This window comes from Halomonas sp. C10-5 (assembly GCF_057169305.1).
This window is the reverse complement of record NZ_CP175665.1, coordinates 1,919,343-1,943,369: the sequence shown is the minus strand read 5'-3', so window position 1 is coordinate 1,943,369 and position 24,027 is coordinate 1,919,343. Positions and strand designations below refer to the sequence as shown.

Below are 24,027 nucleotides of genomic sequence, written 5' to 3'. Positions count from 1 at the left end.
GAGCATTTTGCCTTCATGTCCACTCACCACGACACTGGATCGCCTGCATCCTCGACTTATATATCACCGCCCCAGCGCTACACCAGCCTCGCGGTCTTCCTTTTCTGCGCCCTTGCCTTGGTGGTGGATTCCGGCTATTCACTGGGTGCGGCCATGTTGCTCTTGGGCAGTGTGGTGCTGTTGGTGAAGAGGCCTCGCCTGGAGTTGGGTCGACAAGATCTGGCCATCATGGCGGCCCTCACGTTCTACGCGGTTATACGCATCGTCGAGGCGTGGTGGGATGGCCAAGGCTGGTCGGGTGTCGATAATCCATCTCGCTTTATTCTGGCGATTCCCGCGATGTTATTGGTTATGGCATACCCACCACGCTTGAGCTGGTTTTGGAGCGGTCTTGCCACCGGTGCGATGGGGGCTGGGAGTTGGGCTGCCGGGCAAAAGCTCATCATTGGTGTCGATCGTGCGTCTGGTCATACTCATGTAATCCAGTTCGGCAATTTGAGCATGTTGCTCGGTATTCTGTGTCTAGCCGGGCTTGGATGGGCCTATATGCAGCGTCACCGCCACGTTTGGTTGACTTTCATGGCGCTAGGGGCCCTTTTCGGCATTATGGGTTCGCTTTTTTCCGGCAGTCGTGGTGGCTGGGTGGGTATCCCGTTCATTCTGCTGGTGCTCTACCGAGGCTATGGTCGTGATCTCGCCCTTGGATTCAAGGTAGCCGCCCTGGCTATTGTCCTGGTTGGTGGCGTGCTGATGTATGCCTTACCGCAAACCGGCGTACAGCCGCGTGTTCTTCAGGCGTTCGATGATATCGAGCGCTATATCGAGGGCGGCAGTCGTACTAGCTCTCTGGGTGCACGTTTCGAGATGTGGAAGGGCGCCACCCATCTGATTATGGAGAAGCCGCTGACCGGTTGGGGGGAAACCGGATATCGTCAAGGTATGGAAGCACTGGGAGATGAGGGCATCGTTCACCCCAAGGTGGCAAACACCTTCGGGCATCCCCACAACGAGTTTCTCAACGAGCTAGCCAAGCGCGGCGTGATTGGCTTGATAGCATTGTTGGCACTTTACCTGGTTCCGATGCGCCTGTTTGGTCGCCAGTTAGCGGATCGGAATCTTGAGCTGCGTAGCCTGGCCATTGCCGGGGTGCTGCTATCGGTGGCGTATATCGACTTTGGCCTGTCGCAGGCGTTTCTTGCCCATAACAGCGGTAGCATGATGTTTGCTTTCCTGCTGGCGGTGCTGTGGGGCCTTCGAAAGGGACACGGTGGAAACCTGGCATCGAGCTAGTGCGCGTGGGGGAGGCTCCGTTGCTGACGTATCTGTCGCATCAATAAAACGTCGGGTCCGGAACCGTGACGTTGAGGTTCTGCGCCACTTCATGTGGATTGGGCCGGGTCGAACAGCCGTACGCAATGGGATGGAGTCCTCCCCATATTAGGGGTAGCATCCATGGCAACGGCGGTATCCGTGAGCAGACGTTTGTGGTGAACATCAGCTTACTCGGATTTACCGCCGTTTCTCTATCCCGCCTTCGCCCAAGAGTACTTTGCTTTCACGCCAGTCTGCGAAGAACCAAAAAAACGCCGGACACAGTGAGTGACCGGCGCTGTGAGCCTGAAGCGAGTGCCGCTTAGAAGCGGTAGGTGACACCCGCGCCGACGGTCAGCGGGTCGAGCCGCAGGTCGTCCACGGTCTGGCCGGCCTGCTCGAACTCGGCATCGACCTCGGTGTAACGCGCGATGGCAGTGGCGCTGAGGTTGTCGGTGATCATCAGATCCATACCGAGCTGGCCTGCGAAGCCATAGTCGTCATCCACATCCATATCAGCGCCGCTGACGCTGGAGAAGCGAGTATAGTTCACGCCCACGCCGATAAAGGGCTGCACGCGGGCCGCTGATACACCGCCCAGGGGATAGTACTGCAGCAGCAGGTTGGCCGGCATGCGATCGAGCTCGCCTGACTCGCCGGTCTCAAGCGCGTAGTCATGCTCGACATCCTCACCGATGCCGAGCTCCACGCCCAACTTGTCATGAAACAGGTAGCCGCCGGCCAGTCCAAAAGCGTTCTCGCGAGAAAACTCGTCGGCACTGATGTCGGCTTTTGTGAACTCACCGCGGACATAGACGTCGCCGGCCTGATAGGCCATGGCCTGGCCAGCGGCCAGTGAGAGCGTCAGGGCAGCGGTAGCTGCCATTACGGGATTGAAACGCATTATGTCATCTCCTTGGTGTGACCCATCCTAGGTGTACGGTATCAGTGTACGAAAGTCGAACACCGTTTTCCAATTTTCCTGCTGTTCTAGCAGCTTGTTACTCCAAGGCGCTGCTGTGTTCTTCCCAATACCTTCCCAGGTCGCGCTCTTCCGTCAGGTCGTAGAGCGAGTAGCGACGGTTCAGAGTGGCGCCGCCGTCCCGGGTGAGGGGCTGCCAGGCGATCTCGGCGCGATCACGACTGGAGCGAGTGAACATGGCATCGAAGGGAACCGATAAGTAAAGGCCCTTATCGAAGCCACCTTCACCAAAGGCGTCATCGGCATCAGTCCAGGTGCCCCAGGCGCCAACCCGCACGCCGGAGTCGAATTCCCGCGACAGATCCAGCGTGGTGCCCACATCGCCAGCAAGATAGCGCCCCACGCTGAGTTTCGCCAGCACATCCTCGATGCCGGTCTCGAGATAACCGGTCAGGTGGCCGGTCCACTCATCGTAGTCGCGCAGGCCGAAGCGTTGATCGAAGTCGCGTTGCCGCACCCAGTTGAGATCCAGGCCTACCGCCAGCGGACTGTTGAACGGGCGATAGAGCAATTCGCCACCGGCGCCGGCGTACATCATCTCCAGTAGTCCGCCGTAGCCCATGGCGAACCAGTCGTCGCCGAGCTTGGCAGTGCGCGTGTATTGCAGGTTCTCGATGCCCACGGTGGACTCGCTCAGGTAGTCGCCGATATAGGTGCGCACGCGGGGCAGCTCGGAATCGGCGATGTACTCGTACTCATCCAGGTTGTCGAAGGCGGTCCAGGCCAGCTGGCCGGAGAACCAGCCATTGCGGTCTGTTCGGTATTCGGCATCGAGCACCGCCATCAGTCGATAGAGATAGCCGTCCGGGCCGCCGAAGTTCTGGTCCAGCCTCGGGGCAAGGTTCCAGGTGAAACGCTGGGGTTGCGAGGCATAAAGGACGTCACCAGAAGGTTTACGAAGCTCAGCATGAGCGTAGATACCATAAAGGTGATCGCCCGCTCGGTCCGCATCGCGAGTCGCTGCCACCAACGTCTCGCGTTGATGGACGTCTTCACGTAACGCAAGACCGCGGTTTTCCCAACGGAAGCGAAAGCGTTCTATGTCATCGTCGACCTGGGCGTTGAGGATCCGCCCGGCACGCACTTCGCTTTGCATGAGTGAGGGGTAAGTGACTGGCTCACCAGTCACGGTCAGATCGCGACCGTTTTGTTTGATTTCAGATACAGCGATGCCAGCGTTCTGCTCAAGCTCCCGTGTTACGGCCCCCCAATCTGAGCGAGCCGGGGCTGCTGGGTCGGCGGGCGGTGGGTCACGCTTGATCTGGCTCAGTCCTGCCAAATCGAGGTTATATGTAACCCCTGCCATAGCGGTATCACCGCGCTGCCAACCAGCACGGAGTTCCAGTCCATCCGTCAATGCCAGTCGTGCACCATAGTTCAGGCGACTATCCTGCTCCTGGTTGTTGGCCTGGGGCTCGTTGCCATAGTCGTTCCCTTCGTATTCCAGCTGCAGCACCAGCGGATCCCAGGGGGTCTGGTACTCCACGCCACCGAATACCGCCATGGGACCACGGAACAGAGCATCGACGGCAAACTCACCGCCTTGGTCTCCGCCAGCATCGCCTGGGCGTTCGTCAAAGCGGTCGTGTAGCCAGCCAAGGGGTGAGTCGACGTCAGAGGCGTTGCCCAAATACCCCCACCCCAGCCCCAGGGTGAAGTCGAGGTCGTACCAGCGCTTGCTGGCCACCAGGTACTCAGCACCAAATAGGGTGGTGCCACCGACATCACGCAGGCCCAAGGCAAGTTGTGGCCAGTAACGGCTCTCCTGGAGTAGGCGCAGCTTGATATCGAAGCCCTTGTCGAGGTTGGGACGCTCCTCGTCGGAGGCCGCATACTGGCGGTTCTCTACCTCTACATAGCGAAAGCCACCCTCGAGCCACTCCGTAGGCTGAAAGAATACGCTGTAGCGGCGGTAGGGCGAGGTGCGGCTCCAGCTCGCGCTCATGGTACCCAGAGGCACCATGCGCGCCGTTGGCGTCTGCATCAGGCCTACGCCACCGAAATCGCTCTGTCCGGTGCCAAGGTCGCCGGCCAAGCCGTCGGCAAGGGCAGAGGAAGTTATCAGGAGCGAGCTGCAAGCCGCCAGGCTGCCAAACCACCAAGCGGCTGATCCTCCATGCCCACGTTGGGCAGTCCTTGCTCCCTGAGTCCGTTGTTCTTTTGGCCTCCTGGCCACTCGATCCATTTCCTCATGCCGCTTGCAGCGTGTAGCTGAAATCATCCTTCTTCCCTTGCTTCCTGCACTATGCACGAGTCCCCGGGCAACCGCGTAGCCAGATACGCTGGCAGCCTTTCGTTGATCAGCTCCCGTATGCCGCTTGTCTCACCGACATGGTGGGGTAACTTGAGCATTATCCGGCTGCCTGGAGTAAGCGAGGTTGCCTGACGGTTCCAGGCGGCGATGCCACGGGTATGTTGCTTTCCGGCCGGTGTGATAACCACCGCCTGTTCTGCCTCTTGGGTGGCCAGATCAGGTAGGCCAGAGAGTGCCTGATTGAGGTCGAGCCCCGGCTGCCAGGTCACGCGTGAGATACCCCCCAGGTGCCACATCTCGATCCAGTCGGGCACCGCACAGTACCCCCACGAGCGAATCCGCGATAGCACCGGATCGTAACGTTGATTAGCACCCAGCCAGGGGAGGTCATGGCGGCCAGGAGTACGGGCGGGCAGGGGAGGGGTACTCTCCAGCGTCTCACGCCATTGCGTGAGCCCCGCTGCCAGGCTGGCTTGACCGTTGGCCAGAGCACTGAGAATCAGTGGTGCCAACTCGGCAGCCAGGCGCCGCCGCTGGGTTTCCAGACCTCCGGCTGTCTCTTCGCGCAGTGCAAAGGCGTGGTGCCAGGCTACTTGCTGATCTGTCTGCTGTAGGGTGCTGAGCCAGGCATCGGAAAGACGCGCCTCCGGCGAGGGTTCTGCCGGCTGGGCCAAGGCGCCGTAGGGGGCCAGCAGCAGACCGAGGGTCAGGGCTAGTGCGGGGCGTACCGGGTTCACCACCATTGTCTGGCCACCTCCCAGCGAATCGTAGGGCCATCGGGCCAGGGCTGCTCCTCACCGGCCCATAGCCGCCGACTCTGGGGCTCGCGCCACAGCTGCCCCTCAGTGGTGGCGCCGTTCTCCCAGTGCAGCGTCATCTCGCATGGTTCCAGGGTCAGGGTGGCCAGCGGTAACTCGTAGGGTTGGGCCGGCCCGCAATGCAGGTTGCCTTGAGCAGTCAGGCGTTGAGGAAGACCTTCGGCATCTTGCCAGGCGCGAGTAACCGCGAATGAGACAGGAGCCTCCGCCCTCCAAGGCACCTCGAATTCGGCCAACCCACTGTAGTGGGTGTCCAGCAGGTCAGCGACCAAGCCGACGGTCACATGCAGTCCTTCGTGTCGCAGGGTAATAAGCCCACTATTACCGGTGGGCCAGTAGGTTTCGGCATTAGCCTGGGCACCCAGCACTATTAGGCCCTGACGATCACCGGCATCGACGATCAGGCTGGCATAAGGAATCTCGGCAGCCCTTTCGCTGGCATCGTCAGCCGGGACAAGAGCATCGCTGAATACAGATAGCAGGGGGGAGGCCCCCGTGCTTGTACATCCCGCTAAAGCAGCGAGCATTGCGCCGAGCAAAGAGGCTTGGCTCAGACGCGAGAGAGCCGCCCTAGGGCGGCTCTGCAGGGTCATGCTGCCGTGTCTCATAAACGGTATTCGCGACTCCACTCAGTTGGTGCCAGTGGTGCCCGACGATGAACCACCTGATGCTGCAACGCCAACCGCAACGGCGATTGCGGCACCGATACCAACGGTCAAGGCAGCGTTGCTGACGCCCAGAGCGTTGGCGAGGCCAGATGCGCCGCCGCTGGCTGGTGCAGATTGCGGCGCCGGTGCCTGCGCGGCGGAATCGGGGGCACTATCCTGAGCCATGGCGAGCGGTGTGGTCAGCATGCCAGCGATCGCGACCAGAGCAATACCTTTTTTCATCGTGCATTCCCTCCTTCTTGTGATTCTCGAGTAAGCCTGTCGACCCGAGTGTCAAAGCGTTCCACCCCAAGGGTAATGGCTTTCGCGCTGTTTGTCTTGCCTGTGACCTGTAATCTTTTGCGATCGTGGCAGCTTGTCAAGGATCTCTCGTCGCTGTGTAGGAAATCGCCGACATCTTGTGCCGGGGTGACTCGGACAGGTAGAGGTGACATCCGCTCGTCATGTATCATCCCCAGCCTTGGAATCGCTTCTTTGCTTTTCTACCAGATATTTGCATGTTGCCACATGCCGACAGAACCCAGTACCAAGCACTCTCGTCGAGCACGTGAGCCAAGCCGATTCAAACTTTCACGACAGGCTCTATGCCATGCCGAATGCAACCCCCATCAAGCTAGCGGTCACCCTGAGCGGGATCCTGTGGTTAAGTGGTTGTTCGCTGGCCCCGGGCGGGCACATCGACCACCGCTATGAGGCAGCGCCGATTGCCGAACTCGTGGATATCGAGCCCATCACGCCAGGCCTGGTGGCTACCTACCGCCAATCCGTTGACGCCGCCGCGGCGATGCCGGCAGATGTTGTCCAGGCACTGGAGGATTACCAGTACCGCATCGGCAAGGGGGATGTGCTCAACATCATCGTCTATGACCACCCCGAGCTGACGATTCCTGCCGGGTCCGAGCGCAGCGCGGCCGAGGCGGGCAACCAGGTACGCAATGATGGCACGATCTTCTATCCCTACGTGGGCCGCCTGCAGGTCGCAGGCCTGACCCTGGAAGAGGTCCGCAGCCTGCTGACCCGTCGCCTGTCCGAGTACATCATGGAGCCGCAGGTCGATGTGGGGGTGGCAGATTTCCGCTCTCAGAAGGTCTATGTCAGCGGTGCTGTTGAGGAGCCGGGGCGTGTGCCGATCACCACGGTGCCGCTGACCCTGACCGAGGCGATCAGCGCTGTAGGTGGTGCCGAAAACACCGCAAACTGGCATGACGTCATCCTGACCCGCGATGGCGAGAAAGAGCGTCTCTCCCTGTATGCCCTGTTGAGAGAGGGCGACAAACGCCATGAGCGCCTGCTGCAGGACGGGGATGTTCTGCATGTACCCAGCGCCGAGAACCAGGGGGTCTCGGTGATGGGTCAGGTCAATCGCCCCGGCAACATTCCGGTTGGCAACGAACGGCTGACCCTGACCGATGCGATTTCCCAGAGCGGCGGCATGGACGAGCGAAGCGCCGAGGCCTCTGGCATCTTTGTCATCCGGCCGAACCCGCCGGCGCAAGGTGTCAATCAGGTGGCCACTGTCTATCAGCTGGACGTCAGCGATGCGATGGCCTTCTCGCTGGGCAGCCAGTTTACGCTGGAGCCGCAGGATGTGGTCTATGTGACCAGCGCACCGCTTGCCCGCTGGAACCGTGTGATCAGTCTCCTCTTGCCGTCCATCAGCTTGCCGGGGGTCGCGGCGGAAACCGTGGATGACGTGGACCGGGCACAGAACTGATGTTTGACAACATTCTGGTGGTCTGTGTCGGCAACATCTGCCGTAGCCCCGTCGCCGAGGCCATGCTGTGCCGAGCATTGCCTCAAAAGCGAATTCAGTCCGCGGGACTGGGGGCGCTGGTGGGGCAGGGGGTGGATGCCACCGCGCGTCAGCTTGCCGAGGCTGACGGCCTGGCGGTGGCGGATCACCGTGCCCGGCAGCTGACGGTCGAGATGCTCCAGGACGCCGACCTGATCCTGGTCATGAGCCAAGGCCAGCGTCGGGCGGTCGGTGAGCTGTCCCCCCAGGCGCTGGGCAAGACCATGACCTTGGGACGCTGGCTACCTGACGAGCCTGAGATACCCGATCCCTACCGTAAAAGCCGCGATGCCTTCGAGCACGTTCATCACCTCCTCAAAGATGCCACCAATGCCTGGGCGAAGCGCCTCTAGCTCCCAGGCATTGTCAGCACAAGGATTCACTCCCAACGGATGCCGTACCCTTCATCATGAGCGAAACAGACCAGCCATCACAGCGCCCGACGCCTGCTGCCGCGGACGATGAAATTGATCTAGGCCGTCTCTTCGGCCTGTTGCTTGACCATAAATGGCTCATCGTGGCGGTCACCGTGCTGTTTGCGGTGGTGGGTGCCGCCTATGCCTTGCTGGCCACCCCGGTGTATCAGGGCGATGCGCTGGTGCAGGTGGAGCGGCGCTCGTCCGTCAGCCCGTTGGGTGATCTCGCCGAGGTGTTCGGGGAGGAGAGCGAATCCAGCACCGCCGCAGAAGTCCAGATCCTGCAGTCGCGGATGGTGCTGGGGCAGGTTGTCGAGCGGGTCGGGCTCGACACCGTGGTCAGTCCCGTAGAGCTGCCCGTGGTGGGCGGCTTCTTTCGCCGTAACGGCGTAGAGCGGCCAGGCTTCCGGGAAGGGGCGGCTGAGATCTGGGCGGGCGAGTCCCTTCAGTTAGGCCGTTTCGAGGCGACTCGGCCGTGGCAAGGGTTGCCACTGACACTGCGCATTGAAGGGCCCGAGCGTTACTCGCTCTGGCATGACGAAGAGCGTCTGGGAGAAGGGCAGCGGGGCACCCTGGTGGAACTGGCCCAGGGCGAGATTCAGCTGCGCGTCGCCGATTGGCAAGCTTCCGCGGGGGCCGAGTTCGTGCTGCAGAAGCGCTCCGTGCCGGCGGCGATCAATCACCTCAAGTCGCGGCTCGCGGTGAGTGAGATAGGGGGTGGACGCAACAGCAGCACCGGCATGCTGCAGCTGACATTGACCGGCACCGATAGAGAGGAGATTCGTACGGCGCTGGATGCCGTGGCCGAGACGTTCCTCACCCAGAATGTCGAGCGCCAGTCGGCGGAGGCCCAACAGAGCCTGGAGTTCCTGCGTGAGCAGGCACCGGAATTGCGTGCCCAGCTCAGCCAGGCGGAAGACGCGCTGAACAGCTATCGCGTGGAAATGGACAGCGTCGACCTCTCCAGCGAGTCCCAGGCGGCAATTGAGCAGTTCATTGCCCTGGAGCAGCAGCTCAACGAGCTCGAGTTCCAGGAGGCGGAGCTGGCTCAGCGGTTCACCCCCAACCATCCTGCCTACGAGACGTTGCTGCGCAAGAAACGCCAGCTGCAGCAGGAGCGTGCCCAGTTGAACGAGCGGGTCAACGAACTGCCTGCCGCCCAACAGGAAGTGGTGCGCCTGACACGTGATGTGGAGGTGACCCAGGCGATCTACGTCAACGTGCTCAACAAGATCCAGGAGCTGGAGGTGGCGCGCGCGGGTACCGTCGGCAATGTGCGGATCATCGATGAAGCGCTCGTGGGGCAGGCCCCGATCGAGCCCAAGAAGCCCTTGATCGTGGTGCTGGCCACGCTGCTTGGCGGGATGCTCAGTGTCGGCTTCGTGCTGGTGCGTGGCTTGCTGCGTCGGGGGGTGGAATCTCCCGAACAGATCGAGGAAGCCGGCATGCCGGTGTATGCCACCGTGCCGCTCTCCGAGGAGCAGAATAAACTGGTGCGGCGGGTGAAACACCGTCGAGACAAGAAGGCCGCGACCATCAATGCGGGGCTCCTCGCCGACCGAGCGCCGTCAGACAATGCGATAGAGGCTCTGCGTGGCCTGCGTACCAGTCTGCACTTCGCGATGATGGAGGCCAGCAACAACCGGCTGATGATTACCGGCCCCAGTCCGAACATCGGCAAGAGCTTCATCTCGCTCAACCTGGGCGCAGTGTGTGCCCAGGCAGGTCTCAAGGTGCTGGTGGTGGATGCCGATCTGCGCAAGGGGCACGTGCACCATGCCTTCAAGCAGCCGGTGGAGGGCGGTCTGTCCGATCTGCTGTCCGCACAAGCGGAGTACGCGGATGTCATTCGCCAGACCAAGGTGGAAGGTCTCGACTACGTGTCACGCGGCAAGGCGCCGCCCAACCCCTCCGAGTTGCTGATGAATGCCCATTTCACGGCGTTCCTGGAGGAAGCCGGCGCCGGTTATGACCTGGTCATCGTCGATACGCCGCCGATTCTCGCCGTCACGGACGCCGCCATTGTCGGCAAGCAGTGTGGTACCAGCCTGATGGTGGCGCGCTTCCAGCAGAACCCGGTGAAGGAGCTCGAGATCGCCAGTCGCCGTCTGCAGACGGCGGGGGTGAGTCTCAAGGGCGTCATCCTCAACGCCATGGAGCACAAGGCCGCGACGTACTATGGGTATGGTTACTACAACTATTCCTATAAGTGACAACGTGGCCGGCGCTGGCACGAGACTGACGCTGGCCGGCTGAGCGGACAGACCGACAAAGGGACCTCACCCCCGAGCAGCATCCGGGGGTGAGGTCCTTTTGCTATCGGGTGGCCAGGACATGGCCATGGATGATCCCCAGTACGTGGGCATAGTGCGAGAGCATGGTGGAGGGGTGGCTGTGGCCGATCCATTTGGCCACCTGCAGCCACAGGGTGCCACGCTCCAGCGTCGCCTGACCCTCGGCTCCACAGAAGTGCGCAAGCGTGCTGTCGAGGACGTCCGGGGCAAACATCCAGTGGTGCTGGTGTACCAGCTGAGCCACGAAGTCGCGGTGTTGTGCCGCGTGCAAGCGCAGCAGCGTCCAGGAGACGGCGGCGTGGCGCAGGCCGTGGAAATCGATGTCCCCACCGAGCAGCGCGCGCAACCAGTTGATAAGGGGTGTTATCAATCCCGCATAGGTATAGGCATCGGGGGAGGCGTCAGGTCCCAACAGCCCGATGTCGCCAAGCGCTACCTTCGCAAAGCGGGCGCGGCGGGTGCGTATCCAGCCGCGCAGCAGCGCGACCACCGGGGGAGGGGCCATGATGTGCAGGGCCACCCGGCGTCGTGCGCACTCGGATTTCCCGTCGAGGATCTCCACCCAGCAACTGTCGTGGTCCCGCGCGTCGCGCGTGTCGATGACGATGTCGTTGAGTGTCAGTGACAGCACCTCGGAGGCACGTAAGCCGCCGTAGAAGCCCAGTGCGAAGGCCAGCGCCATGGCCTGACGCGGGTCGCCGTCGGGGACGTTCTGCGTCAACGGTGTCCAGACAGTCTGGAAATGGTCCGGGGTCAGAATGCGCGTGCGCAAGGTGCTCGGCGACAGCGGCGAATTGTCCACCCCTGGCAGATGCACGCCATCCAGTTTTCCATGCTCCTGGCAGAAACGGATGAACGTCCGCAATGACGCGATGAAGTTGCGTCGTGTCCGCGGCTGCCACCTGCCGCCAGAATCCGCCGCGATCTGCAGCTCGGTCACGGTTTCATCATCCCAGTCGCTGATGTCCAGAACGGCCTCATCCAGCATCAGGGTGATGGGCATGAGCAGCGACACCTCATTGCTCACCGACTTGACCACGTTGCCTTCACGGCACAGCTTGTAGTAGCAGTAGTGCAATATCCACTGCGGGTAACTGCCGGCGTGGCCGATCAAGGCCTGCAGCTGTTGGTCATACTGTTCGAGCAGCTGGCGCATCCTCGGCTCGACGGCGGCCGTGTTGAGTCGCTTCTTGCCGATGCGTCCGACGTCGGTGAGGAATTTCCGCAGTATCCCCCTGGCACGGGCCGACCAGTCCACGGGCAGGTGGTCGGTGGCGATCTCGGTGGCGCCGGGGGCTTGAGTGATCTTGTTGGGTGTCGCGTCGGCGGCTGACTGTAGCCACTCGAGTGCCTGACGGCTGGAGTCGCGATCGGGGAGGCGGCCACGCAGGGCCCCGGGGTGATAGAGATGCGCCACCTCGCTGTCCGTGGTCAGGGGCATGTCAGTGCAGGTCGGCAGGGGGTAGCGGTTGAGCAGGGTGCTCCACACGGGCGTGTGGCCACGCAGGACGTTGGTGTACTGGCAGGCGTCGGCCAGCGATGTCCAGTTGGTTAGCTGGGTCCAGCGATGCGCCTCGTCCTGTTGGGCCAGTGCCTTGATGGCTTGCTTTGACACCTTGCCGAGTCGCCGGGTCACGTCCTTCACTTTCTGCTGGTGAGTGAGCGAGTCACACGCCGGGGTCTTCGCCACCAGCCAGACGGTGTCGCGTTTCTTGGCGAGGGTGTGCAGGTGGCGCAGCGGGATCCAGATGCTGCTGGGAAGTGGGATACGATAGTGAGCGCCGGAGATGGGCTCTTCCGGCGCGCAGGGAATCAGTAACCAGCGGCCGTTGATATGGTCGGTGGTCAACATCGCCGATGTCGCGACTGCCACGGAGCGGCTCATGCCCAGGTGTTGCATCAGGCGCAGCACGAATACCAACAGCCAGGCATCCATGGAGGTGTCGTTCTGGCACCACTTCAACAGGTGTTGATCCAGGGCCATGATGCTATCGGCGAGTGCCATATCGCGCCCGGTGGCCGGGTGCGCCGTCTGACGTGGCGCGGGTACCGGTAGCGGGAGTAATTTCGCCTCGACGTTGGGGAGGGTGTTCAATGCCTCCAACACGCGATTGACTCGCCTCATGGCGCCATGCTTGCTGATGGCTAGCTGGTGCTGTTTTTTCCACTGGTAGAGCCTTAGTGCGGCTGCCCGGGAGGTGTCGGGATGAATGTCCACGCTGTCTTGTAATTCGTCGCCCACGACGGTCTTCAGAATGAACGTGGTGTCAGTCACTGATCTGGCTGAGACCACCTTGTGCTCTTCGGCGTTGAGCAAAGACAGAATTCGATCTGTGTTTAATGCTGTCATCGCAGAATCTCCCATTTAATGGTTTTAAATCCGCAGCTCTTCAGCCATGTTTGGATCTCCTTGCGTAATGTGCTGCATTTTCCTAAGTTTGTTGTGGCATGAGGCTCCGCCAGGCTTTTTCCATCGCGAGCATGTCCCAGCAGATAGTCGATATAGGGCTCGCTGACCCTTCCTCTTAAATGTGTCGCCAGTGAGTGCCGTGCACAGTTATTAGCCAGTGGGGCCAAATCGTCAGGGAGACTGGTCCTGAGGTCCGCCCAGGTCATGTCTCGGATGACGATTCGTTTGCCTTGCCTTTCTAACCAGCTGGGCGTGTCTCGCCGTCCTTCCCGTTTATCGTTGAGTGTGAAGCCCGCTTCCTCCAGTTGTAACAAGAGCCGGGATGTCCACGTTTGATACTGGCGGACATCGTCTCGGATTTCAGGCAGCAGAGGGATGGTGCGGAACTCCTGTGCCAGGGTCGAGTTCTTGTCGGCGATCCACTGGTAGTGTGAGCCTAACCGGTTCTGGCTGGAGGGGCCGATTGGCCTGGCACCCGTAGACAGGTGCCAGGCCAGTTGGGTATGACAGGCTAACCACCGGGAAAGCGCCAATAAAATATCGGTAGGTGGAGGAGTTTGGCCGTAGTGCATGCTGAGTTCACGCAGTTGCGTCGTGATATGTTGTTTTATTTTCTTGAATATGGGGACAAATACATGTGCTGGCGCCGCTTTCGTCGAACCGATGGTGTCGGAGTCAGTGATATTGCTGTGGCCAGTCAGGGTCTTGTTAATACCCTTGGCAGGGTGGCTGGACAGATGATCCAGATGATTCAATACCGCATCAAATATTTCCTGAAGCTCCGCCATTGGTATTTCCCGATAGGTAGCTGGGGCCGCAATGGACTGTGTGAGGTCGCCGGTGAGTGTCATGGCGGCACAATCATCCAGCGCATGGGGCCGACATAATAACCAGCTGCTGGCACCCAGGCGGGACGCTGTGGGAGTAATGCCGGGAAAGTTCTTGAAATGGCGTCTTAGTTCACTATCAAGTTTTCGTCGCGCACCCTTGAATATATATTCACCCGGTGTGAGAGTGGTTTGCTCTGATAAAAAATCAGTGAAGGTTTCAGGTAGCGACAGCGAGATCCACTGCTTTTCACCTTTCGTGGTGCCAGTCGCCTGCAGTACATAGGTGAGAGTTCCGGTCCGAGGATCCCAGATAGGTTGGCGGGCGTCATGATCATCGCGGTCAGTTGATACAATGGTGAGGCGTAGCCGATTCACAGAGATTCCCGTGGCTAATACGAGTGTCGCGAGCACACGCGATAATGGGGAGAGCGGAATATTCACGATCTCCTTGATAACCTCGGGAACCAGTCTGTGTACATCGGATGTTGCAGGCAATGAACTGGTGCCAATGCTGGAGGACCAGCGGCGTGCCATCTGTTTATCATCATTAACAGATAGCAGGGATGGCGTGGAGCGTTTGAAATATACTATCTCGGTACTGTCATCGTTGTCGCCACCAGACGGTCCTGCAGTATCAAACGTCCTTTTTAACCCTGTTTTTGCCATTTCTTGATCGGCCAGTGAGGTGTTACTGGACCGCTCGGCTGGGGGTTTTTCCTTGCCATGCTGCACCCGTTCACGCTTGGGAGGGTCAGCATCGGCCAGATGAGTTAGCTGTTTGTCATGCCACGGGTCTTTGCGACGCTTTTTCCGGTTTTTTTCGCCAATCGCGCGGCCTCCGCCGTGTCCGTGCCTCTCTCGCTCACCCGGTTTTCGCTGCCCCGAGATGAGCAGTGAAAATTTTTCATAGTATTCCCGCATAGAATCCCGTTTCTGATACAGGATGTCGCTATCAAGGCTGCTGATAAAGAAACTTTTCGGATCGACTGGTAGTGAAGGGGGTGGTATTTCTGACTGTACTACTGCCATTACCATGTGTCGTGTGGTGATCAGGTCAGTATAAAATTTATGACGTGATATACTTTCCACTTCTTCGATGATGAAAATTTCGCGTATCAACTGGCGCGCGATGGAGCTCTTAACACATTTCGCGTCGCCTAGAAAATTTTGGCTTACGATGGCGTAAAATACAGGATATTTTGTGGCGAGCCGCCTTGGGAGTGCTTGTGGCAGCGCATCACTGTTCAGATAAGCCACGATCTCTGCGCTGATAGTGCTATCAACGGTTTTGGTGTCCGTTTCAAACAGAGGGATCGAGGAGGTAAAGGATTCTGCAGCAACGGGAGGTTGCGAATAGCCAACAATCTCCAAAAAATTTTCTGCGGCTACGTCACTCAGCCCGGATGATTTGATCTTTTCCATCCATGCATCTGTGATCTCATGCGGAAATTGAGCGTTGTCAGGATCGTACATGCTTCCTCCGTTTTTTCGAGTCATAACTCCATAATGTTAAAACGCTAGATTCAGCTGATTTTTGTCTATTTCTTTCTTTTTATTAGGCTTGGTATTTACTCTGGCCTCCGGTCCTTCTGCTTCCGGATTTGTTGCGTCCGGCTCTGTTGCCTGCGGCTCTGTTGCCTTAGGCTCTATTGCCTGCGGCTCTGTTGCCTTAGGCTCTATTGCCTTAGGCTCTATTGCCTCCGGCTCTGTTGCCTTAGGCTCTATTGCCTCCGGCTCTGTTGCCTTAGGCTCTGTTGCCTGCGGCGCGGCCTCAGTCCCAGGCTCTGCGATAATCGCAGTGTCTACACCTGTTTCAGGTGTTAGCTTTTTTATTGCATTGTTTCTTTTCTTTACCGATCTCTTTTTTGCCGTTTTATTGTTTTTTTTGGGGTCACCTTCATTTTTCTCTTTTGCGCAGGCTGCTGAATTATTTTCTATTTTAGAAAGGTGCTTAAGGTGCTTAAGGTGCTTAAGGTGCTCAGCAATCGACCGATACTCTATCTTGGCCGAATTTAGTAGTTGAGTGTATTTCGGTCCGTCTAGAGCTTTGTTGTCAAATATCGCTGCCTCAATAGACTCCTTTAGATCAGGGTCATTTTCAATTCTGTTGATTGCAATTTTCCATAAGAGCTCATTGTGGATTTTTTTCTCATGCATGGACATTTGTAATGTTTTAACAATAAACTCGACTAGCTTGCGCGGAATGTTAGGGTTGTCATCCGGGTGGTACTCCAATACATAGAAACTCTTGGGGAGTTTCTTAATCTCTCCGTTTTTGTCTTTCGGAAACTGTTCCCTGACAACGTCTGGATTTAAGAAAGGCCTGCTTCCGTCATCGTTAACAATCCTGAACGGTGGTGTCGTAAGACGCACGCCTTCCTTGCCGACCGGTGATGGATTTTCCTGTCCGCTAAAAACGTCACTAGTGGGTGCGTAAGCCTCCCTGAGCACCAAATAAAAGTCGATGCCTGGTATTGGTTGGAAATCAAATTTTTTCATTACTTTACCCCCATGTCCAGATTGGGCATGTTTTTTATGCAGCCCATGTAAGGGAGTGAGATGTGCTGTTTCAGACCAGTGCCTGTAGTCAGCTCGTCGGGAATACTGCACCCGGTAATGATGTGCCGCCATCCACTGAGATTCGGCGTGGTACGCGATATCTCGGGTTGATGGTGGTCTGCGCAGTGAGCCTGACCGCCACGTCCGACAATTGCGTTCGTATGGTGTATGGATTGCATGCTGAACTCCCGTTTTGTCCTACCTTAAATACAGGGGTCCAACTCGCCGGATTTGTGATGACGGGCGAAAAAAAATTTCTAGCGGCCACCGACTCGGTGTGGGTGTGGTCGATGCAACGTCTGGGCCAGCGCATGCTGATCAAGAGGGCCGGCGCGGGTTATGGGGCTCGTGGAAGGCACCGTCGGGCCTACGCGAACGAGATCGAAAGACGTGAGGAGGTCGTGCCGTTGTGGGGTTGTGGGCCGGGCGCTCCTTGCCTGCAGCACCTCGGCATGGTGTGAATGGCGGTGTTTGTAATCCATGGCTTACATCCTGTGTAGCCATTTTCCCAGTCAAGAAAACTGAAGCCCGGGCTGTCGGCTGGTAGAATCGCCAGCCTGGTGCTATTCAACCCTCCTCAAGGATCAGAGGCCCACATCCTGTGCTGATGCGTCTTCTCACCCCCCTGTTTCGACTGCCACGGGCGCAAAAACGGGCAATCCAGCTGCTGGCGGATGCCGCGTTGATCACGCTGAGCTATCTGCTTGCGATGCTGCTGCGTCTGGACAGCTGGGTATTTGCTAGCGATCCGATGGTTTGGGCAGTGCTTCCGGCGATCATCCCGGTGAGTCTGGCCATCTTTACTCGCTTGGGCTTCTATCGTGCGGTCATCCGGTACATGAGCATGAAAGCGGTGAAGGCGATCCTGGCCGGGGTAGCCGGCTCATCGCTGACTCTGGTAGTGGTGAACTACCTGTTTAGCCTGCCGGTGCCGCGTTCGGTGCCATTCATCTATGCCATGTTGGCGATGATCACGATCGGTGGTGTGCGCTTTGCCCTGCGTGGTCTCTACCTCCGCAACCAGCTTCGGTATAAGACACGGGTTGTCGTGTATGGCGCAGGTGCGGCAGGGCGTCAGCTGGTGATGTCACTGCGCCATGGCTCCGAGTACGAGCCAGTTGCCTTTATGGATGACTCGCCCAGCCTTGAGGGTGCCTTCGTTCAGGGCCTGAAGGTCTACCTGCCCGACGATATCCAGCGACTGATCGATTACTACGGCATCGAAAAAATCCTGCTGGCTATCCCCAGTGCCCCTCGAGCCCGGCGTCGTGAAATTATTGAGCATCTTGAGACGTTGGATGTGCCGGTGCAGACCATTCCCGGCATGGCTGACGTGGTGGCTGGCCGCGCGAAGATCAGTGACCTGCGCGATGTATCAGTGGAAGACCTACTAGGCCGTGATCCCGTGCCGCCTGAGCCTGAGCTGATGGGTGCCAACATAACTGGCAAAGTCGTCATGGTGACTGGTGCAGGAGGTTCTATTGGTAGTGAGCTGTGCCGCCAGATTCTGCGCCAAGCCCCGGCCAAGCTGCTGTTGTTAGACCTCTCTGAGTTCAGCCTCTATCGGATTGAGCAGGATCTCGAGCAGATTGCGCGCGAGGAGGGCATAACCTGCCCGGTGAGGGCGCTGTTGGGCTCTGTGCAGCACCGTAGTCGTGTGCAGAAAATTCTGAGTGCGTTCCGGGTGCAGACGATCTACCACGCCGCCGCCTACAAGCATGTGCCCATGGTGGAGCACAACATAGTGGAGGGGCTGCGCAACAATGTCATGGGGACTCTGGAAACCGCAAAGGCAGCAGTGGAGGCTGGGGTAGAGAATTTCGTTCTGGTCTCCACCGACAAGGCGGTGCGGCCCACCAATGTGATGGGGGCGAGCAAGCGCCTCGCCGAGTTGTGCTGTCAGTCCATGGCGCGGGCTCAGCAGGCTACCCGCTTCAGCATGGTCCGGTTCGGCAACGTGCTCGGATCCAGTGGCTCCGTGGTACCACTGTTTCGCCGCCAAATCGCCGCCGGCGGACCGGTAACAGTGACTCACCCTGACATCACCCGCTATTTTATGACCATTCCCGAAGCCGCCCAACTGGTGATCCAGGCAGGGGCCATGGCCCGAGGCGGCGATGTTTTCGTGCTCGACATGGGGGAACCGGTTAAGATCGCTCAGCTGGCCGGGCATCTGATTCGTCTTTCAGGGTTAGAGCCTAGCTATCCGGTTAGTGACGGAACCGATCGAGCTGGTGGCGATATCGAGATCCGTTTCACAGGCTTGCGTCCGGGTGAGAAGCTCTTCGAAGAGCTGTTGATTGGCGATAATGTTCGCCCTACCCGCCATTCGCGGATAATGACTGCCAGCGAGACATCCCTGAGTTGGGAAGAGTTGGAAGCGTTTATCGAGGTCTTGTTTAACGCCTGCCAGGCTTTTGATGCTCCGCGTATCCGTGAATTGCTGGTCAAGGCCCCGCTGGGATACCAGCCCCAGAGCGAGCTCGTTGACGTGGTCTGGGAAGAACAGACTCCCAACCAGGAGGCGCCGTTGACTCAGCCACCTGACGGCCAGAAGGTCGTCAGACTGAGATCCCGGCAGGCGCCTAACGCTAGCTGACTGCTCCCCACCTGCAAGGTCCCGGATGATCAAATGATATAGAGGAGTTATCCTCTGCTGGCAGCCTGAGTGCTTCTACAGCAATTCATTCGGGAGCAGGTTCATGGACATCAAGCTGCATAAGCAGGCAACCACGACACCGAAGATCCGGTCCGAGATCCAGGCGGCGCCCTCCAGCCTCACGGATAGCGAATTGGCCCGCCAGTATGGCGCCTCCCCCGCGACCATCCGGCGCTGGCGGCACCGCGACGATATCCATGACGGGTCGCACACGCGTCACAACCTGCTGGCCACCGTGCTCTTCACCTGCTGCACGTAGCGACGCAGGGTACGCTCCGAGACCGTCAACTCGCCGACCTTCTCGCGCAGCTTGCGGGCGACCTTGACGCTGCTCAGCTGGGGAAAGGTGCGCAGCAGGCAGACGATGTAGTCGCGGCGGGCGTCGACTTTCTTCTCGCGCTCGCGGTTCGACTGCGCCGCCTCGATGGTGGCCTCGTCCTGACGCAGGTACTTACGGACGGTGTTGCGGGAGATGCCCAGCTCCTGGCCGATGGCACGGATCGACAGGCCCTGTCCGTCATCGTATAACGCTTTGATCTTTTGAATCATTCCCCAGTCCTTCACATCTCCGTCCCGACCCTTGGCTGAGCCGACACGGTAGGTGGCAGCGCTGCCACCTCGGGGGTGGGTCAGAAGCGTTGGCCGATACTGGGTCAGTTTACTTGGCCATTGACACCGCCAGCCCGTGACCGTGCAACCGACTCCTGACACGCAGTGCGGCCGCCTTTTGACACTGATGCCCGTGCTCTGGTCGGGAGAAGGTCAGCTCATGCCTCGGTATAGCCTTCCAACGCAAACGGGTTCAGAAACTGCCTGCCCCACAGGAAGTCGCGGTCGACTGGGCTCAGGTCGGCCTCATCGCAGATAGCACCCCAGTGCTCATGGATGGTCGCGATCTGGTGATTGATGATCTCACGGGCCTGAGTCTGGCTCAGGCCGAGCCGCTCCGCGGCGGCCAGGCAGTGGACCAGCTGACTGCGGCGTTCTTGATCATGCAGCAGCATCGCCTGGGTGGCTTCGCCGCCGGTACGTGACTGAGGGCAGATGTCGTAGGCCGGCGTCAGTCGATAGCTCCCGCCATCCCAGAAAGCCGCATGGTTACGGGCATGGTCGTCGGTGTTGCCGCAGAGCACGTTGAAGACGATGCGGCCGAACAGCTCGCGCAGCGTTTGCCCTGGCTGGTCGAACTCGGCTCGGATTCGATGGGCGAGATCCTCATAGCTGGCATAGCGGGCCATCATCTCGTCCAGACCGAGCAGCGTAAGGGCCGAGAGCACAATGTGCCGACCCCAGCCGTCAGGGGTCTTCACTCTGTCGAAGCGTTCCACCAGTAGGACATCCTTGCCCAGTGAGCGGGCCATCTCGACGGGCGCGACATTGAGACCCGTCTGCTTGGCCAGCCGCATGGCGACGAACTCCGCCTTCACCACGCTGTAGAGGTCAGTGCTGGAAGAAAACTTGGCCACCAGCTTGCGATCCCGATCGTCCAGCAGGGCCTTGGGTCGGGCGCCACCGATACTGCTGCCGTGCTGAATGGCCTGGTCCAGGGCCGGAGGCAGCGGTTCTCCTGCCTCCACATACGCTGAGGCTTCCTGCAGCTCATCCAGGGAGGCAGTCTGGCTCTCGCGTGGCCGGTAATCGGTGGCAGATTCTTGGAAGTCCAGCGCACCGATCCTGTCCGACCCGGATTCGAGCAGGTAGCCTAGCTCGCTGAAGTCGACACCATCAGCCGCATCGCCCTTCTGCCCTGTCAGAAGGTTGATGATGACGCGACGCCCCCAGGCATCCGGGGAGGCGTCACGCAGGCAGGAGGGTAGAGCACCGTTGGTCTGCTCCTGGCTTCCGGGCCGAAGGGGAACCTCGTCGGGGAAGAGGCTGATCGCATCAGGCCGCTCAAGGTAGCGACGACCATAGGTGAAGCGATAACGATCCTGGTCATCGCGGTCGATGCGACCGGCGACCACGGGGAATGTCTGTTCGGGAAGCCAGATCCAGACGTAGGCGCGTCGGCTAGAAGTCATCATCGATGGGCTCTTGGGGCTGACGGCGAACTCGCTTGGGGAGCAGTGTCAGCCGCTCCCGCTGGATCGCCTGTTCGCGTTTCAGTGTGTCCGGGTCATCGGTGAACAGCGACACGCCGACCAGTGCCGCGGCTTCGAAGTATGTTCCGATGGCGACTCGGGGGGAGCCCTTGGCGACCTGGCGGATCGTGACCACGCCGACACCAACCCGCTCGGCGAACTCGTCGCGGGTCCACCCCTTACGTCGCCTTCCCTCTTCGATCAGTCCGGCGAATAGGCGCAGGGAGAGGGAGGCCTTAGGGCTGAGAGTGACGTGTCGCGTTTTCATGGCGATATTATGGCATCGGTAATGGCTTTTATCGATACTATAATGTCATTTTCTTTGCGCTTGCCGACCGCCCCTCTAATGTCATTTTCAGAAGACGACTGCACCAGGTGACGGAGCGTAACGCCAGGTTGCGTATTCCGGGGCATCGTGACCGCCCGTTCCGATCTATCGTGACCGACCATTCCGGGCCAACGTGACCGGCCATTCCATTTCATCGTGACCGATTTCGGCCTCTTTCCCGGAATCCGCGGTCACGATGTCGGAATCATCGGTCACGTTCCCGGAATCTCACCTAACTCGCTGGAATGATTCGGACTTTTACGGCATACCCTTCCTTTTGCCTGCGCTCCAGGAGAGGGACATGCCAGCACCGAGGATTCCCATGCGAACCATCACCGAGGTGTTGCGCCTCAAGTACGACGCCGGCCTCAGCCACGAGAAGATTGCCCGGGCCTGCGGCCTCTCCAAGGGCGTGGTCAGCAAGTACGTCAGCCTGGCCCAGGTGGCCGGCATCCGCTGGCCGTTGCCCGACGGCACCGACGAGGCGGCGCTGGAGGCGCGGCTGTTCCCGGCCAAATCGCCGCCAGTGCGCTTCTCAGCGCCGGACTACTTCCAGGTCCACCAGGCACTCAAGCGCAAGGGCGTCACCCTGCAGCTGCTGTGGGCGGAGTACGTCGAGGTCCATGGCGACAAGGCCTACCGCTACAGTCGATTCTGCGATCATTACCGCGCCTGGCGGGAACGCCAGCGGCGCAGCATGCGCCAGGTCCACCGTGCCGGCGAGAAGCTGTTCATCGACTACTGCGGCCCGACCGTGCCGATCATCAACCAGGCCACCGGCGAGGAGCGACGGGCCCAGGTGTTCGTTGCCGTGCTGGGCGCCTCCAGCTACACCTACGCCGAGGCCACCTGGAGCCAGGCGCTGCCCGACTGGATCGCTTCTCACCAGCGCACCTTCCAGTTCCTGGGCGGTGTCCCCGAACTACTCGTCCCCGACAACCTGAAGAGCGCCGTGACGCGGGCGTGTCGCTACGAGAGCCAGCTCAACACGACCTACGCCGAGATGGCCCGGCACTACCAGATCGCGGTGCTGCCGGCGCGGCCTTACAAGCCCAAGGACAAGGCCAAGGCGGAGGCCGCGGTACTGCTGGTGGAGCGCTGGATCCTGGCTCGCCTGCGCCACCACACCTTCTTCACGCTGGCCTCGCTGAACCAGGCCATCCGCGAGCTGCTGGAGGATCTCAACCGCCGACCCTTCCAGGGCCGCGAGGAGAGCCGGCGCGATCTGTTCCAGGCCATCGACCGGCCAGTGCTGCGCCCGCTGCCGGAGACGCCCTACGAGTACGCCGAGTGGCGCAAGGCCAAGCCTGGCATCGACTACCACCTCGACATCGACAAGCGACTGTACAGCGTCCCGCACAGCCTGGTTGGCCAGGTGCTGGAGGTGCGCCTGACCCACGCCATGCTGGAGGTGTTCCACAAGGGGCACCGGGTGGCGGCGCACCCGCGCCACGCGCCGGGGCGTTTCTCGACCCTGGCCGAGCACATGCCCAAGCGCCACCAGGCGCACCGCGACTGGTCGCCAAGCCGCTTTCTGGGCTGGGCGAAGGGCATTGGCGTCGCCACCCTTGAGATGACCCAGCGGCAACTGCAGGACCGCCCCCATCCCGAGCATGGCTACCGTGCCTGCCTGGGCCTGCTGCAGCTCAGCCGGCGCTACGGCAAGGACCGCCTGGAGCAGGCCTGCGCGCATGCCCTGGCGATCCCCACCACGCGCTACAGCAGCATCGCCTCGATCCTCAAGCAGGGGCTGGATCAGCAGCCGATGCTGACGCTCCCCGAGGCCCTCGATGACCTGCCACCCCACACCAACGTGCGCGGTGCCGAGTACTACCACTGACCCGAGGAGACGACCGATGATGACCCAGCCCCTGCTCGACACCCTGCGCCACCTCAAGCTGACCGGCATGCACGACGCCCTGGCTCACCAGCTCACCCAGCCGGACACCTACGACCTGCCGTTCGAGGATCGCCTGGGCATGCTGCTCGACCGTGAGGTTCTGCATCGCGATAACCGTCGCCTCGACCGGCTGCTGAAGGCCGCCAAGCTGCGGGTGACGGCCTGCGTCGAGGACATCGACTACCGCCACCCCCGCGGCCTGGAGCGGGGCCGCATGGCACCGCTGACGAGCGGCGAGTGGATTGGCCAGTCACTCAACCTGTGCATCACCGGCCCCACCGGGTGCGGCAAAACCTGGCTGGCCTGCGCGCTGGGCAACCAGGCCTGCCGGCAAGGTTACTCGGTGCGCTACCTGCGGGTGCCGAGGCTGTTCGAGCAGCTGCGCATCGCTCAAGGCGACGGCTCTTACGCCCGGCTGATGGGCCAGCTGCAGAAGACCGACCTGCTGATCCTCGACGACTGGGGCATGCAGAAGATGACCGCCCCGCAGCGCCAGGACCTGATGGAGGTGATCGAGGACCGGCACGGCCGGGGCTCGACGCTGATTGCCAGCCAGCTGCCCATCGAGCACTGGCACGACTACATCGGTGCCGCGACGGTGGCCGACGCCATTCTGGACCGGCTGCTGCACAGCGCCCACCGCCTGACACTCAGAGGAGAATCGATGCGCAAGAACGCCGCCCCGCAAGCGGCAGAAGTTGACCCATCGTGACCGGTCAGCTTAC

General features: G+C 60.2%; 18 protein-coding genes and 2 pseudogenes. 9 read left to right on the top strand and 11 right to left on the bottom strand.

All coding sequences use genetic code 11. The annotated features are described in order from the left end of the window. The first annotated feature begins 15 nt into the window (after positions 1–15). A complete protein-coding gene (locus ACJ7IV_RS09055) occupies positions 16–1,290 on the top strand; it encodes an O-antigen ligase family protein (protein WP_483864105.1) in 1,275 nt (424 codons plus the stop codon). A 343-nt stretch (positions 1,291–1,633) separates the two neighbouring features. Here ACJ7IV_RS09055 and ACJ7IV_RS09050 read toward each other — a convergent pair whose 3' ends face one another. The 5 genes from ACJ7IV_RS09050 to ACJ7IV_RS09030 form a co-directional block, all read right to left on the bottom strand. Beyond that, entirely contained in the window at positions 1,634–2,215 is a 582-nt protein-coding gene (locus tag ACJ7IV_RS09050; protein ID WP_483864104.1) for an OmpW/AlkL family protein, read from the bottom strand. A gap of 97 nt (positions 2,216–2,312) precedes the next feature. Beyond that, positions 2,313–4,328, bottom strand: a complete 2,016-nt coding sequence (locus ACJ7IV_RS09045) for a YjbH domain-containing protein (protein ID WP_483864103.1) — start codon at positions 4,326–4,328, stop codon at positions 2,313–2,315. Between the two features lie 182 nt (positions 4,329–4,510). Next, positions 4,511–5,290 (bottom strand): capsule biosynthesis GfcC family protein, encoded by a 780-nt coding sequence (locus ACJ7IV_RS09040; RefSeq protein WP_483864102.1) that lies wholly within the window; start codon positions 5,288–5,290, stop codon positions 4,511–4,513. Then, positions 5,281–5,958, bottom strand: coding sequence for a hypothetical protein (locus tag ACJ7IV_RS09035; RefSeq protein WP_483864101.1), 678 nt, complete (start codon positions 5,956–5,958; stop codon positions 5,281–5,283). Before ACJ7IV_RS09035 ends, ACJ7IV_RS09040 begins: the two co-directional genes overlap by 10 nt. A gap of 36 nt (positions 5,959–5,994) precedes the next feature. Continuing rightward, on the bottom strand, positions 5,995–6,255 hold the full coding sequence (locus ACJ7IV_RS09030) for a hypothetical protein (RefSeq protein WP_483864100.1): 261 nt from the start codon (positions 6,253–6,255) through the stop codon (positions 5,995–5,997). 367 nt (positions 6,256–6,622) lie between these two features. On the opposite strand from ACJ7IV_RS09030, the gene ACJ7IV_RS09025 reads away from it, so the two are divergent. Genes ACJ7IV_RS09025 through ACJ7IV_RS09015 form a run of 3 tightly spaced genes read left to right on the top strand, consistent with a single transcriptional unit; the run spans position 6,623 to position 10,454 of the window. Next, the gene (locus ACJ7IV_RS09025; RefSeq protein WP_483864099.1) at positions 6,623–7,747 is read left to right on the top strand and encodes a polysaccharide export protein; all 1,125 of its coding nucleotides are present in this window, start codon (positions 6,623–6,625) and stop codon (positions 7,745–7,747) included. Beyond that, positions 7,747–8,178 carry a low molecular weight protein-tyrosine-phosphatase gene (locus ACJ7IV_RS09020; RefSeq protein ID WP_483864098.1) on the top strand — a complete coding sequence of 144 codons (432 nt, stop codon included), beginning with the start codon at positions 7,747–7,749 and terminating at the stop codon, positions 8,176–8,178. Before ACJ7IV_RS09025 ends, ACJ7IV_RS09020 begins: the two co-directional genes overlap by 1 nt. Positions 8,179–8,234: 56 nt before the next feature. Then, on the top strand, positions 8,235–10,454 hold the full coding sequence (locus ACJ7IV_RS09015) for a polysaccharide biosynthesis tyrosine autokinase (RefSeq protein WP_483864097.1): 2,220 nt from the start codon (positions 8,235–8,237) through the stop codon (positions 10,452–10,454). Positions 10,455–10,557: 103 nt separating this feature from the next. Here ACJ7IV_RS09015 and ACJ7IV_RS09010 read toward each other — a convergent pair whose 3' ends face one another. The 3 genes from ACJ7IV_RS09010 to ACJ7IV_RS09000 are packed head-to-tail and all read right to left on the bottom strand — an operon-like array spanning position 10,558 to position 16,274. After that, entirely contained in the window at positions 10,558–12,885 is a 2,328-nt protein-coding gene (locus ACJ7IV_RS09010; RefSeq protein WP_483864096.1) for a tyrosine-type recombinase/integrase, read from the bottom strand. Continuing rightward, the gene (locus ACJ7IV_RS09005; RefSeq protein WP_483864095.1) at positions 12,882–15,248 is read right to left on the bottom strand and encodes a hypothetical protein; all 2,367 of its coding nucleotides are present in this window, start codon (positions 15,246–15,248) and stop codon (positions 12,882–12,884) included. The genes ACJ7IV_RS09010 and ACJ7IV_RS09005 overlap by 4 nt, the downstream gene beginning before the upstream one ends. 36 nt (positions 15,249–15,284) lie before the next feature. Further along, positions 15,285–16,274 (bottom strand): hypothetical protein, encoded by a 990-nt coding sequence (locus ACJ7IV_RS09000; protein WP_483864094.1) that lies wholly within the window; start codon positions 16,272–16,274, stop codon positions 15,285–15,287. Between the two features lie 62 nt (positions 16,275–16,336). On the opposite strand from ACJ7IV_RS09000, the gene ACJ7IV_RS08995 reads away from it, so the two are divergent. From ACJ7IV_RS08995 to ACJ7IV_RS08985, 3 genes and pseudogenes are all read left to right on the top strand, one after another. Beyond that, positions 16,337–16,795: a hypothetical protein gene (locus tag ACJ7IV_RS08995; protein WP_483864093.1), complete on the top strand. Its 459-nt coding sequence runs from the start codon at positions 16,337–16,339 to the stop codon at positions 16,793–16,795. A 146-nt stretch (positions 16,796–16,941) separates the two neighbouring features. Continuing rightward, positions 16,942–18,933, top strand: coding sequence for a polysaccharide biosynthesis protein (locus ACJ7IV_RS08990; protein ID WP_483866570.1), 1,992 nt, complete (start codon positions 16,942–16,944; stop codon positions 18,931–18,933). Positions 18,934–19,036: 103 nt separating this feature from the next. Beyond that, positions 19,037–19,231: pseudogene (locus ACJ7IV_RS08985) on the top strand (IS481 family transposase); the annotation flags it as partial. 197 nt (positions 19,232–19,428) lie between these two features. On the opposite strand, the pseudogene ACJ7IV_RS08980 reads toward ACJ7IV_RS08985, so the two are convergent. The 3 genes and pseudogenes from ACJ7IV_RS08980 to ACJ7IV_RS08970 form a co-directional block, all read right to left on the bottom strand. Further along, positions 19,429–19,542 (bottom strand): annotated as a pseudogene (locus ACJ7IV_RS08980) (helix-turn-helix domain-containing protein); the annotation flags it as partial. Between the two features lie 218 nt (positions 19,543–19,760). Next, the gene (locus ACJ7IV_RS08975) at positions 19,761–20,957 is read right to left on the bottom strand and encodes a type II toxin-antitoxin system HipA family toxin (RefSeq protein WP_483864092.1); all 1,197 of its coding nucleotides are present in this window, start codon (positions 20,955–20,957) and stop codon (positions 19,761–19,763) included. Positions 20,958–21,003: 46 nt separating this feature from the next. Further along, entirely contained in the window at positions 21,004–21,342 is a 339-nt protein-coding gene (locus tag ACJ7IV_RS08970) for a helix-turn-helix domain-containing protein (protein ID WP_483864091.1), read from the bottom strand. Between the two features lie 361 nt (positions 21,343–21,703). Between ACJ7IV_RS08970 and istA the strand changes: the two genes are divergently transcribed. Then, entirely contained in the window at positions 21,704–23,242 is a 1,539-nt protein-coding gene (gene istA, locus ACJ7IV_RS08965; protein WP_483864090.1) for an IS21 family transposase, read from the top strand. A 16-nt stretch (positions 23,243–23,258) separates the two neighbouring features. Then, positions 23,259–24,014 (top strand): IS21-like element helper ATPase IstB, encoded by a 756-nt coding sequence (istB, locus tag ACJ7IV_RS08960; protein ID WP_483864089.1) that lies wholly within the window; start codon positions 23,259–23,261, stop codon positions 24,012–24,014. The last annotated feature ends 13 nt before the right edge of the window (positions 24,015–24,027 follow it).